The 12,882-nt window shown below is 53.7% G+C and carries 13 protein-coding genes and 1 pseudogene; 10 read left to right on the forward strand and 4 right to left on the reverse strand.

What is annotated here, in order from left to right:
• Genes OGX90_RS12045 through OGX90_RS12065 form a run of 5 tightly spaced genes read left to right on the forward strand, consistent with a single transcriptional unit; the run spans position 1 to position 5,006 of the window.
• Complete coding sequence (locus OGX90_RS12045; RefSeq protein ID WP_191214660.1) at positions 1-657, forward strand: CoA transferase subunit B; 657 nt, start codon at positions 1-3, stop codon at positions 655-657.
• A 10-nt stretch (positions 658-667) separates the two neighbouring features.
• Positions 668-1,873, forward strand: coding sequence for an acetyl-CoA C-acetyltransferase (locus tag OGX90_RS12050; protein ID WP_286623918.1), 1,206 nt, complete (start codon positions 668-670; stop codon positions 1,871-1,873).
• Complete coding sequence (locus OGX90_RS12055; RefSeq protein WP_286623920.1) at positions 1,863-2,786, forward strand: 3-hydroxyacyl-CoA dehydrogenase family protein; 924 nt, start codon at positions 1,863-1,865, stop codon at positions 2,784-2,786. The genes OGX90_RS12050 and OGX90_RS12055 overlap by 11 nt, the downstream gene beginning before the upstream one ends.
• Positions 2,787-2,829: 43 nt before the next feature.
• Positions 2,830-4,224 (forward strand): GntP family permease, encoded by a 1,395-nt coding sequence (locus OGX90_RS12060; protein ID WP_196776256.1) that lies wholly within the window; start codon positions 2,830-2,832, stop codon positions 4,222-4,224.
• An 11-nt stretch (positions 4,225-4,235) separates the two neighbouring features.
• Complete coding sequence (locus OGX90_RS12065; protein WP_286623922.1) at positions 4,236-5,006, forward strand: 3-hydroxybutyrate dehydrogenase; 771 nt, start codon at positions 4,236-4,238, stop codon at positions 5,004-5,006.
• Between the two features lie 84 nt (positions 5,007-5,090).
• On the opposite strand, the gene OGX90_RS12070 is transcribed toward OGX90_RS12065, so the two are convergent.
• On the reverse strand, positions 5,091-5,522 hold the full coding sequence (locus OGX90_RS12070) for an OsmC family protein (RefSeq protein WP_286623926.1): 432 nt from the start codon (positions 5,520-5,522) through the stop codon (positions 5,091-5,093).
• Between the two features lie 227 nt (positions 5,523-5,749).
• On the opposite strand from OGX90_RS12070, the gene sra reads away from it, so the two are divergent.
• The 5 genes from sra (at position 5,750) to OGX90_RS12095 (ending at position 10,575) form a co-directional block, all read left to right on the forward strand.
• Complete coding sequence (sra, locus tag OGX90_RS12075; RefSeq protein WP_003833009.1) at positions 5,750-5,890, forward strand: stationary-phase-induced ribosome-associated protein; 141 nt, start codon at positions 5,750-5,752, stop codon at positions 5,888-5,890.
• A gap of 179 nt (positions 5,891-6,069) precedes the next feature.
• On the forward strand, positions 6,070-7,767 hold the full coding sequence (maeA, locus tag OGX90_RS12080) for a malate dehydrogenase (protein ID WP_003833011.1): 1,698 nt from the start codon (positions 6,070-6,072) through the stop codon (positions 7,765-7,767).
• Positions 7,768-8,076: 309 nt separating this feature from the next.
• The gene (locus OGX90_RS12085) at positions 8,077-9,792 is read left to right on the forward strand and encodes an ABC-F family ATP-binding cassette domain-containing protein (protein ID WP_286623928.1); all 1,716 of its coding nucleotides are present in this window, start codon (positions 8,077-8,079) and stop codon (positions 9,790-9,792) included.
• Between the two features lie 220 nt (positions 9,793-10,012).
• Positions 10,013-10,291 (forward strand): type II toxin-antitoxin system RelE/ParE family toxin, encoded by a 279-nt coding sequence (locus OGX90_RS12090; protein WP_003833016.1) that lies wholly within the window; start codon positions 10,013-10,015, stop codon positions 10,289-10,291.
• Positions 10,291-10,575, forward strand: coding sequence for a HigA family addiction module antitoxin (locus OGX90_RS12095; protein ID WP_003833018.1), 285 nt, complete (start codon positions 10,291-10,293; stop codon positions 10,573-10,575). The genes OGX90_RS12090 and OGX90_RS12095 overlap by 1 nt, the downstream gene beginning before the upstream one ends.
• 41 nt (positions 10,576-10,616) lie before the next feature.
• On the opposite strand, the pseudogene OGX90_RS12100 reads toward OGX90_RS12095, so the two are convergent.
• The 3 genes and pseudogenes from OGX90_RS12100 to fdnH all read right to left on the reverse strand — a co-directional run.
• A pseudogene (locus OGX90_RS12100) lies at positions 10,617-11,217 on the reverse strand (inorganic diphosphatase); the annotation flags it as partial.
• Positions 11,218-11,346: 129 nt separating this feature from the next.
• The gene (fdnI, locus tag OGX90_RS12105; protein ID WP_003020054.1) at positions 11,347-12,003 is read right to left on the reverse strand and encodes a formate dehydrogenase-N subunit gamma; all 657 of its coding nucleotides are present in this window, start codon (positions 12,001-12,003) and stop codon (positions 11,347-11,349) included.
• Entirely contained in the window at positions 11,996-12,880 is an 885-nt protein-coding gene (gene fdnH, locus OGX90_RS12110) for a formate dehydrogenase N subunit beta (protein ID WP_003833024.1), read from the reverse strand. The genes fdnI and fdnH overlap by 8 nt, the downstream gene beginning before the upstream one ends.
• Positions 12,881-12,882 lie beyond the last annotated feature (2 nt).

Here is a 12,882-nt window from a genome sequence, read left to right on the forward strand (position 1 = left end):
ATGTTAACGCGTGAACAAATGGCGATGCGCGTCGCCCGCGAGCTGCGCGACGGATATTACGTCAACCTTGGGATCGGCATTCCCACGCTGGTGGCAAATTACATCCCTGATGGCATGGACGTGATGCTGCAATCAGAAAACGGTTTGCTGGGTATGGGCCCGTTTCCCACAGAAGACGAAATTGATGCCGACATGATCAACGCCGGGAAACAGACAGTGACGGCGCGAAAAGGCGCGGCGATTTTCGACTCGGCGCAATCCTTCGCCATGATCCGCGGCGGCCACGTTGATCTGACGGTGCTCGGTGCGTTTGAAGTCGATGTTAACGGCAATATCGCCTCATGGATGATCCCCGGAAAAATGGTGAAAGGCATGGGCGGCGCGATGGACCTGGTTGCCGGAGCTGACAATATCATTGTGGTAATGACCCATGCTTCCAAAAACGGTGAGTCCAAACTGCTTCCCGCCTGCACCTTGCCGCTGACCGGCGTGGCCTGCATCAAACGCGTGCTTACCGACCTGGCTCTGCTGGAAATTGCCGACGGTGCGTTCATTCTGCGTGAACGCGCACCGGGCATTAGCGTGGATGAGATTGTCGCCAGAACAGCAGGCAAGCTGATCGTTCCCGAAACTGTCCCCGAAATGCACTTTAGCTGAGGAGCTGACCATGCAGGATGTTGTCATTGTCGCGGCAACGCGCACCCCGATTGGCAGTTTTCATGGCGCGCTGGCACCACTTTCCGCGGTTGAGCTTGGTTCAGTGGTGATCCGTTCGCTGCTGGAAAAAACGGCTGTGGTGCCTGAGCAAATTGATGAGGTGATTTTAGGTCAGGTTCTGACTGCGGGCTGCGGTCAGAATCCGGCCAGACAAACGGCGTTACGGGCAGGACTGCCGGTCACCACGCCCGCGTTAACCATCAACTTGGTGTGTGGTTCGGGTCTGAAGGCGGTGCATCAGGCGGTACAGGCGATTCGCTGTGGCGATGCGCAAATCGTGATTGCCGGGGGCCAGGAGAGCATGAGCAATGCGCCCTATTATCTCGACGGCGCGCGGGCCGGTCTGCGGTTGGGTCATGCCAGTATGAAAGACAGCGTGGTGCATGACGGCCTGTGGGATGCGTTCAACGACTATCACATGGGTATTACTGCCGAAAATCTGGCGGATAAGTTCGTAATCAGTCGTGAGCAGCAGGACGCTTTTGCCCTGCACTCCCAGCAAAAAGCTGCCGCCGCCATTGAAGCGGGTCGTTTTAACGCGGAAATCACGCCGGTCAGCGTCCCACAGGGCAAAAAGCCGCCACGTGTGGTGGACCGTGACGAACAACCTCGCCCGGATACTCAGGCCGACAAGCTGGCGCAACTTAAACCGGCGTTTCGTCCGGGTAACGGCACGGTGACCGCCGGAAATGCATCATCCATCAATGATGGTGCCGCCGCGGTGATGTTGATGAGCGCCGCCAAAGCCGCGGAACTCAATCTGCCAGTGCTTGCCCAGGTGGCGGGCTACGCGGTTTCTGGCGTCGATCCCGCCATTATGGGCATTGGGCCGGTAGAAGCGTCACTCCAGTGCCTGAAGCGTGCTGGCTGGACGCTAAATGACGTGGATCTTATCGAAGCCAACGAAGCCTTTGCTGCGCAAGCGCTGGCGGTTGGCGAATCCCTGAACTGGGACAGCAACCGGGTAAACGTGAACGGCGGTGCGATTGCGCTGGGGCACCCGATTGGCGCATCAGGTTGCCGAATTTTGGTAACACTGCTGCACGAAATGGCTCGCAGCAATGCAGCTAAAGGGCTGGGTACGCTGTGCGTAGGTGGCGGTCAAGGTGTGGCGCTGGCGGTAGAACGTCCGCAGGGGGTAGCTCATGCAAAGTAAGCCTATCTGCGTTCTGGGCGCGGGGTTAATGGGTGTCGGCATTGCTACCCACTTCGCCCGTTTTGGTTACGATGTCTGGTTATACGATACCGATAGCAGCCGAATTGCAGAAATAAGCGGAGTTGCTGGCGGTATCCTGGATGAGCTGATTGTCACTGATCAATTTGCAATTGGTGAAAAAGCGACGGTCGTGGCTCGCCTGCACGGCACAACCTCGCTACAGGATATTGCCGCATGCCGGTTACTGATTGAAGCGATCCCGGAGCGGCTCGAACTTAAACACGCACTGTATGCGCAACTGGAAGAGCTGATCGCGCCGGAGGCCGTTATTGCCAGTAATACCAGCGGCCTGCCGCCGGATGCGTTGGCAGAAAAACTCGCCCATCCTGAACGGTTGCTGATCGCCCATTTCTGGCACCCGCCACATTTTATTCCGCTGGTCGAAATTGTACCTGGCACCGCAACGAAGCCGGAGTATCTCCATGAATTGCAACAACAACTGATCGCGATGCAACTTGAGGCCGTGGTGCTCGACCGCGCAGCACCAGGGTTTGTTGGCAATCGACTGCAGTTTGCTCTGCTGCGTGAAGCGCTACATATCGTTAAAAGCGGCATCGCCAGCGCAGAAGTGGTTGATCAGGTGATGCGCGCCTCGCTCGGACGTCGCTATGCAATGGTCGGTCCGCTGGAGGCTGCTGATATGACCGGACTTTCTACGGTGCAGGACATTTGTCGGCATCTGCTTCCGGAACTGGCAACCGGCAGCGACATGATGTCGCTGGTCGCTGACAAGGTTGCCAACGGTGATACCGGGTTGCGCAGCGGCCAGGGATTTTATCGCTGGGATGATTCGCGCAAGGAATACATCCAGCAACGCAGGGAGCATCAACTGCGCTTTGCCCTGAAACCGTAACTTCTCTTTCTGTACCCCACTATAACAATGATATTGAGGAGTCATGATGAGTGTATTAATCGCCCTGGCAGCGTTGGGCCTGCTGATGCTGGCAGCCTATCGCGGATATAGCGTTATCCTGTTTGCCCCCATCGCGGCATTAGGTGCTGTATTGCTTACCGAACCTAGCGCCGTCGGCCCTGCTTTCACCGGCCTGTTTATGGAAAAAATGGTCGGTTTTGTGAAGCTTTACTTCCCGGTGTTCTTGCTGGGGGCAGTGTTTGGCAAGTTAATCGAGTTATCTGGGTTTTCACGTTCCATTGTTGCCGCCGCTATCAACATTCTCGGCCGTCGCCATGCCATTCCGGTTATTGTGCTGGTATGTGCGCTGTTGACCTACGGCGGCGTATCGCTGTTCGTCGTGGCGTTTGCGGTGTATCCGTTCGCGGCCGAACTGTTCCGTCAGAGCAATATCCCGAAGCGGCTGATCCCGGCAACCGTTGCGCTGGGCGCGTTCTCCTTCACCATGGATGCCCTGCCAGGCACACCGCAGATCCAGAACATTATTCCGACCAGTTTCTTCGGTACCAACGCCTGGGCCGCGCCGTGGCTGGGTCTGATAGGTTCCGTGTTTATCATCGTTGTTGGTCTGGTTTATCTCGAACGTCAGCGTCGTAAAGCGCAGGCAAAGAATGAAGGCTATGGGACTGAACTGTTAAACGAGCCGGAAACGCCGGATAACATTAATCTGCCGAACCCGATCATCGCGATCTCTCCGCTGATCCTGGTTGGGGTATTTAACCTGCTGTTTACCCGCTGGATCCCGCAATGGTATGGCGCCACGCATCAACTGGAGCTTCCGGGTCTCGCCAAACCGATTACCACCGAAGTCGGTAAAATCACTGCTATCTGGGCAGTGGAAGCGGCGCTGATTTCTGGGATCCTGCTGGTGGTGCTCTTCGGCTATCGCAACATTAAAGGTCGCCTGGCGGAAGGCAGCAGAACGGCGGTTGGCGGCGCGATCCTCGCGGCGATGAACACCGCGTCAGAGTACGGTTTTGGCGCAGTGATCGCCGCCCTGCCAGGTTTCCTTGTACTGTCAAAAGCGCTGGCGGCTATTCCTGACCCGCTGCTCAATGAAGCTATCAGTATCACTACGCTCGCCGGGATCACCGGTTCGGCGTCTGGCGGGATGAGTATTGCCCTTGCCGCCATGTCTGACACCTTTATCGCGGCCGCTCACGCTGCCAATATCCCACTTGAAGTCTTTCACCGCGTGGCGTCTATGGCCAGCGGCGGTATGGACACCCTGCCGCATAACGGCGCAGTCATTACCTTATTAGCTATCACCGGTCTCAGCCACCGTCAGGCGTATGGCGGAATTTTTGCTATTACCGTCATTAAAAGTCTGGCCGTACTGTTTGTCATCGGCGTCTTCTACACCACCGGAATTGTTTAAGGAGAATCATCATGAACTTAACGGGAAAAACCGCCCTGGTTACCGGCTCGACCAGTGGTATCGGATTAGGTATCGCACAGGTGCTGGCGCAAGCGGGCGCCACCCTGATCCTCAACGGGTTTGGTGATGTGGATGCCGCCAAAGATGCTGTTGCCCAATATGGCAAAACACCAGGCTATCATGGCGCAGATCTGAGCGATGAAGCGCAAATTGCCGACATGATGCGCTATGCCGAGAGCGAATTCGGTGGCGTTGATATTCTGGTCAACAATGCGGGGATCCAGCATGTATCCCCGGTGGAAACCTTCCCGGTTGATAAATGGAACGCGATTATCGCTATTAATCTCTCTTCCGTTTTTCACACCACGCGTCTGGCACTTCCTGGTATGCGCGCGCGAAACTGGGGGCGCATCATTAATATCGCTTCTGTTCACGGCCTGGTGGCCTCAAAAGAGAAATCTGCCTACGTAGCGGCGAAGCACGGCGTGGTGGGATTCACCAAGACCATCGCACTGGAAACCGCGCAGACGGGTGTCACCTGCAATGCGCTGTGTCCCGGCTGGGTGCTCACGCCGCTGGTCCAGCAGCAGATCGATAAGCGTATTGCCGAAGGCGCAGAGCCTGAGGCTGCGCGTGACGCCCTGCTGGCGGAAAAGCAGCCATCGCGCGAATTCGTCACGCCGGAACAGTTAGGTGAGCTGGCAGTATTTCTGTGTTCAGACGGTGCGGCGCAGGTGCGCGGCGTGGCGTGGAATATGGATGGCGGTTGGGTAGCGCAATAACATCATCAGGTGCCGGATAAGACTGACTTACATCCGGCACAGTCGTAGGCCGGATAAGACGCAGTCGCATCCGGCGCGCCATGATTAAGACTTCAGCTGATAATCCAGCGTAATATCCGCGTTCAGTACCTGCGATACCGGGCATCCAGCTTTTGCTTTCTGGATGATGCCGTCAAACGTGGCGGCGTCTATCCCCGACACGCTCACCTGGCTATGCAACGCGACTTTAGTGATCGCAAACCCGGCATCTACTTTATCCAGAGAAACATCGGCAGTGGTATCAATGGTATCTGGTGTAAACCCTGCTTCGCCCAGCATCAGCGAAAGTGCCATCGAGAAGCAGGCTGCATGGGCCGCGCCAATCAATTCTTCAGGATTGGTGCCTTTCACACCTTCAAATCGTGTATTAAACCCATACGGTTGCTGATTCAACACGCCACTTTCGGTCGACACAGTGCCTTTGCCGCGCTTAATGTCGCCTTCCCAGTGTGCCTGACCTTTCTTATGGATAGTCATTACCGCTCTCCTGTATTGTCGTCGGAGTTACTAGTATAGAACGGCTGAGAAAAAGCATGTTACATACGGGATAGTTCTCATTTGCCGCTTAAGCATTGACCTTTCAGATAAAATGACCGACCATCCAGAAAGCCGTTATGTTGAACATCGGCTTTATATCAGGTTGTATTTCGTCCGTTCTCATACGGGCTCGCCCTTGAAACCAGTAACAGGATTAAGGAGTTAGAATGAAATCGAACCGTCAGGCCCGTCATATTCTCGGACTGGACCACAAAATCTCAAATCAACGTAAAATCGTGACCGAAGGTGACAAAACCAACGTGGTCAATAATCCTACTGGAAGAAAGCGCCGCACTGACGGCAAGTAGCCTTTCGCACGTCTGACTGAGTAACGAGATAAACACCATTGCAACCGCAGTGGTGTTTTTGCTTATAAAACCCCTTAACCCATTCACAATGCTTTATACTTCGCCCGTTTCCCTGGCGGACAGGCCACATACGATCATAAAGAGCGCCAGGGACGGTTATTCAAAAAAGAGTGAGTGACATGGAAAACGAAACCAAAAAACTGCGTTCCCTTTACATCCCCTACGCTGGCCCGGTACTGCTGGAATTCCCTTTACTGAATAAAGGGAGCGCCTTCAGTGTGGAAGAACGCCGTAACTTCAACCTGCTGGGGTTACTGCCGGAAGTGGTCGAGACGATTGAGGAACAGGCTGAACGCGCCTGGATCCAATATCAGGGATTCAAAACCGAAATCGACAAACATATTTACCTGCGCAACATCCAGGACACCAACGAAACCCTGTTTTACCGACTGGTGCATAATCACCTGGATGAGATGATGCCAGTTATCTATACCCCAACGGTCGGCGCGGCCTGTGAGCGTTTCTCTGAGATTTATCGTCGTGCGCGCGGCGTGTTTATCTCTTATCAGAACCGCCACAATATGGACGATATCCTGCAAAACGTCCCTAACCACAATATCAAGGTCATCGTTGTCACCGATGGCGAACGTATTTTAGGTCTTGGCGATCAGGGGATCGGCGGGATGGGCATTCCAATCGGTAAACTGTCGCTATATACCGCATGTGGCGGAATTAGCCCGGCCTATACTCTTCCGGTGGTACTGGACGTGGGGACCAACAACCAGCAACTGCTGAACGATCCGTTGTATATGGGCTGGCGCAATCCGCGTATCACTGATGATGAATACTACGAATTCGTTGATGAATTCATCCAGGCCGTGAAGCATCGCTGGCCGGACGTGCTGTTGCAGTTTGAAGATTTCGCCCAGAAAAACGCTATGCCACTGCTGACCCGTTATCGTGATGAAATTTGCTCGTTTAACGACGATATTCAGGGCACCGCGGCGGTTACTGTCGGTACGCTGATTGCGGCTAGCCGCGCGGCCGGTAGCCAGTTGAGCGAACAGAACATCGTCTTCCTCGGTGCGGGTTCCGCCGGTTGCGGGATCGCCGAGCAGATCATTGCGCAGATCCAGCGTGAAGGTCTAAGCGAAGAAGCGGCGCGTCAACGCGTATTCATGGTCGACCGCTTCGGCCTGTTAACAGACAAAATGCCGAACCTGCTCTCCTTCCAGACCAAACTGGTGCAAAAACGCGAAAATCTCCAGCATTGGGATACCCAAGAAGATGTGCTGTCGTTGCTCGATGTGGTCCGCAACGTTAAGCCGGATATCCTGATCGGCGTTTCCGGACAAACTGGCCTGTTTACCGAAGAGATCATCCGCGAAATGCACAAGCATTGTCCGCGTCCGATCGTCATGCCGTTGTCTAACCCCACTTCCCGTGTTGAAGCTACACCACAGGATATTATCGCCTGGACCGAAGGGAACGCGCTGGTTGCGACCGGTAGTCCGTTCGCACCGGTACTGTGGAAAGATAAAATTTACCCAATCGCCCAGTGTAACAACGCCTATATCTTCCCGGGTATCGGCCTGGGTGTGATTGCGTCTGGCGCGTCGCGCATCACTGATGAAATGCTGATGTCGGCGAGTGAAACGCTGGCGCAGTATTCACCGCTGGTGCTCAACGGTGAAGGTCTGGTGCTACCGGAACTGAAAGATATTCAGACCGTTTCTCGCGCCATAGCCTTTGCCGTCGGTAAAATGGCTCAGCAGCAAGGTGTGGCAGTGAAAACCTCCGCCGAAGCGCTGCAACAGGCAATTGACGATAATTTCTGGCAGGCAGAATATCGCGACTACCGTCGTACCTCTATTTGACGGTTTGCCCGGCGGCACACTGCTGCCGGGCGTTCAACACTTGCGCTTTTGCGTAACTTACGATTACACTTTCACCACCGATTAACATTCTGAAAAACAAAAGGAGGATACTTATGCTGTACTGTGAACGTTTTATCGTTTCACATGCTTTTGGCGATCGCCAGTGCTCAAGCGTTATCGGTATCGTGCTGCGATAACTTCTGCTTGAGCGAAGCTAACTTCTAAATCCCCTTCTCTCGGGCTTACCGGGTTATCGTCAGCGATGTTTGACGAGGCGTTTTCACGCCTGTAACTCTTGAGTAAGCAACAATGAGCACATTACTAACCACACAATCCTTACACGTTGATACGGCATTCGGCACGCTATTCGACGATCTTTCCTTTACCCTGAAAAAAGGCGACCGCATCGGGCTTATCGGTTACAACGGCTGCGGCAAAAGCACGCTGTTAAAACTGCTCGATGGCACGATCTCGCCCACCAGTGGGGCAATCGCGCAGGCGAATCACTGCCATCTCGCGCGTGTAGAACAACATCTACCTGACGATATACTGCCGCTTACGCTACAGGAAGCCGTTCTCGCTCAACTTCCCGAGCATGAACGCGCAGCTCAGCAGTGGCGGGTTGAAGCACTGCTTGCCGAAATGGGTTTTACGCCAGAGAATTTATCTCTTACAGCGCAAACGTTGAGCGGTGGCCAGCACACGCGCTTGCTATTAGCGCGGGCGCTGATGCGTAATCCTGACCTGCTGCTGCTGGATGAACCGGGTAACCACCTGGATTTGCCAACATTACTGTGGCTGGAGCAGTTCTTACAGAACTGGTCTGGTAGTTTTGTGGTGGTTTCCCACGACCCGCAGCTGCTGGACGCGGTGACTCACGGAACCTGGATCTTGCGCGATCGCACCCTGCATGCCTTCGATCTACCCTGTAGCGCGGCGCGTCAGGCTCTGGCAGAAAGAGATGTCAGCGATGCTCTGCGCCACAAGGCTGAGCAAAAAGAGATAGACCGGGTGACTGCCAGCGCCAAACGGCTGGCAACCTGGGGGCGGGTCTACGACAACGAAGATCTCTCCCGCAAGGCCAAGCAGATGGAAAAACAGGTACAGCGCCTGAAAGAGGTGCAAACAGAAGTGACGTCAGGAAGTCAGTGGACACTAACATTGCAGGGTGATGCCCTGCGTGCAGATCGTTTGCTGGAGATGACCAATCTGTCTGTAGCCCCTGCTCCCGGTGCAGATACACTGTTTTCCATTGCCGGTATCCGGTTAAAAAGCGGCGATCGCGTGGCGATTGTCGGGCGTAACGGTTGCGGGAAATCATCGCTATTAAGGCTTATCTGGCAACAGTTTCAGTCACAGCTGGCATCGCCTTCACTGGTGTTACACCCGCGCGTTACCCTGGGTTATTACGACCAGACGCTGCATCAGCTTGCCGATAACGATTCATTGTTTGACGCGCTGGAAGCGTTTGCCCCGCAGCCAGAGATTCGCAAGATGGCGTTGATTAGCGCGGGATTTCCGTGGGTTCGTCATGCGCAGCGAGTCAGCACGTTAAGCGGCGGTGAGCGCTCCCGGTTACTATTTGTTGGGCTGACGCTTGCGCGCTACAGTCTGCTGATGCTCGATGAACCGACCAACCATCTGGATATGGAAGGCAAAGAGGCGCTGGCAGAAACGCTACAAAGCTATAACGGCGGCGTGTTGCTGGTCAGTCACGACCGGCAGCTTATCAGCCAAAGCTGCAACCGGTTCTGGCTAATCGACAATGGCGAACTCAGTGAATGGCACGATCTGGAGGCGGTCAATGCGCGTATTCGGGAAACGTCCGCGGAGATAACCGTTCCCAAAACGGCGGTCGAAGCGAAAACTGAAATAAGCGGTGACAGCGATAGATTGCTGGAACAACTTCTCGATCTTGAGCAGCGTCTGGCCGACGATCTCGCCCGCAAGCCGAAACATCAAAAACCGTTGTTACAGGCGCAATGGCGTAAAGAGATTGAACGTCTGAACGCACAACTGGAGTAACCTTTATTGCCGGATGGCGCAAGCTTATCCGGCCTACATCAGCAAAATGCGCGTGTAGGCCAGCCATCCGGCAATTCTTGCGTGACGCTTTCCAGTTATTCCCCTTCTCCCTTTTTCTTTTTGCACATTCGCCGCACAATTTTAAATATCGCAATCTTGGTGTTGCGTTTAACGGAACATTGATGGTAGTGTTCCTCTTGAAGGAACAAGGATGATACGGATGATCATGAACTTCAGGCACAAGGGATTGCGCGATTTGTTTCTTCATGGACGAACATCAGGCGTTATGGCGAAACATGTCCGACGATTACGACACAGACTTGCCGTTATTGATGCGGCAAGCAAGGTTACAGATATCAATATGCCCGGTTATAAGCTACATCCTCTGGTGGGTGAACGCGACGGCATATGGGCAATTTCTGTTTCAGGTAACTGGCGTATTACGTTTGAATTCGTCAATGGCGACGCGTACATACTGGATTACGAGGACTATCATTGATGAAGATGGCAAATCATCCCCGTCCTGGGGATATCATTCAGGAAGCGCTGGAAGAACTCAATGTCAGCCTGCGCGAGTTTGCCAGAGCTATGGAGATTGCACCGTCAACGGCAAGTCGACTATTAACCGGGAAAGCGGCTCTGACGCCTGAGATGGCGATTAAACTCTCCGTAGTGATTGGCAGTTCACCCGAAATGTGGTTAAACCTGCAAAATACCTGGAGTCTGGCAGAGGCCCAAAAAAGCGTGGATATTTCACGTCTGCGTAAGCTGGCGGTACAGTGATATAAATGCCGGATATACTTTTGTCATCCGGCATACCATTTATTGCTGCGGTTTTTTCTCTTTCCAGGCATCCCAGGCCTGTTTGATCTCTTGCTTTGCCGTAGCGGCGTCATTGAAACCGTTTAATTCGACCTTCTTGCGCCCTTCCGGCAGATCTTTGTACACGCGGAAGAAAGATTCCAGACGTTGAACTTCAATCTTGGGCAGATCGCTCAACTCTTTGATGTCGTCATAAGTTGGGTCAATTTTACTGGCCGGAACGGCGACAATTTTGTCGTCCTTTTCACCGCCGTCGATCATCTTCAGGACGCCAATAGCGCGCAGCTTAATCAACGTTCCCGGAGCAAGCGGCGCACGGGTATAAAAAATGACGTCCAGCGGGTCACCGTCACCGGCTAAAGACTGGGTGAGTGAACCGTAGTTGGCGGGATAGGCAACCGGCATTGACTGGAAGCGATCGGCAACGATAAAACCGGTTTTGGCGTCGGTTTCATATTTAATCATTCCACCTGCAGGAATTTCGGTTACGGCATAAAACTCTTCCGGGTTGTTCTCCGGCTGAGGAAATTCGAGGATGTTCTGTGCCTGAGCTGAAGCACAAAGAAACACGCTGACTGCGAGTAATTTTTTCACCAGATGCATTGTCTTTTAACTCTTCTATTATCGGAAAGACAACACCTTACGTTCAGCAGATGACAGAAACATGACGTTTTTTTGGCAAAAAAATGGCGCTACCGATGTAGCGCCATTGCGTAGAGGGAACATCAGGGATTAGTTAACCCCCTCCTCGCTCTCTTTTTTCGCTTCTTGTCTTTCAACTTCGCGATACCAACGTGGGTGATGTTTCTTCGCCCAACGACGGCTCACTTTCCCTTCGACCATGCCTTTAATCGATCCTTTCACCCAGAACGCCATATACATATGGATGAGGATGGCGTGCATCAGGATAATCCCCGCAGCCGCATGGATCAGCAGGCTATAGCGCACGACCTGCATCGGGAAGAACTGCGCAAAGTACGGACGCCAGATAATGATACCGGTAATCAGCAGCACGAAAATCATGCTCATAATCGACCAGAACATCATTTTCTGCCCGGCGTTGTATTTGCCCACATCCGCCACTTTGTGTTCATTGCCTTTCAGTACTTCCACAATGTTTTTCAGCCACGGAATATCTTTCTTATCCGGGATGTTGTGGTGCACAAAGCGTACAAACATGAACATCAGTGCCACGAAGATCAGTATGCCGAAGAACGGGTGCAAAATGCGTCCCATCTGCGGCGTACCGAAGGTTTGCGTCAGCCATTGCAGAGTCGGGAAGAAAAATGAAATCCCCGACAGCGCTACCAGGAAGAAGCAGATCACCACCGTCCAGTGACAGGCGCGGTCGATAAATTTCGTGCGCACAATCATTTTCGACTTACTCATGATGATCCTCCTCGTCGTCGTCCACTTCCTTATTCGGACCAATACCAATGTAGTGGTAAATCAGTCCGGCGAAGGTGGCGATAAATCCGGCAGCGGCCAGCGGCTTCAGCGCTCCTTTCCACAGATTGATAGAGGTATCTATCTGCGGGTCTTTTGGCAGGCCGTGATACAGTTCAGGCTGGTTGGCATGATGCAGAACGTACATGACGTGCGTGCCGCCCACACCTTCCGGGTTGTAAAGACCGGCATGTTCAAAACCGCGTGCCTTCAGTTTGGCCACACGCTGTTCACCCATTTCCAGCATTTCCTGCTTGGTGCCGAAATGTATTGCCCCGGTCGGACACGTTTTCACGCAGGCAGGTTCCTGCCCGACGCTGACGCGGTCCACACACAGCGTACATTTATACACGCGGTTATCCTCTTTATTGAGGCGCGGAATATTAAATGGACACCCGGCAATACAGTAGCCGCAGCCAATACAGTGCTCTGACTGGAAATCGACAATCCCGTTGGCGTACTGGATGATGGCCCCGGCAGACGGGCACGCCTTCAGGCAGCCCGGATCCTCACAGTGCATACAGCCGTCTTTACGAATCAACCACTCCAGCTTGCCGTTCTGTTCGGTTTCGGTAAACCGCATCACCGTCCAGGACTTGGCGCTGAGATCGGCGGGGTTGTCATAAACCCCGACGCAGTGGCCGACTTCATCGCGGATATCGTTCCACTCTGAACATGCCACCTGACAGGCCTTACAGCCTATGCAGGTGGAAACGTCGATCAGCTTCGCGACCTCTGCTTTGTAATCACGAGCCTGAGGTGGCGGCGTGATGGAGTTTGTTGCGGACCGTTTGATGATGTCCTGCGTTTCCATAGACATAT

Source organism: Citrobacter sp. Cpo012, assembly GCF_030333015.1.
Classification (GTDB): Bacteria; Pseudomonadota; Gammaproteobacteria; order Enterobacterales; family Enterobacteriaceae; genus Citrobacter; species Citrobacter portucalensis.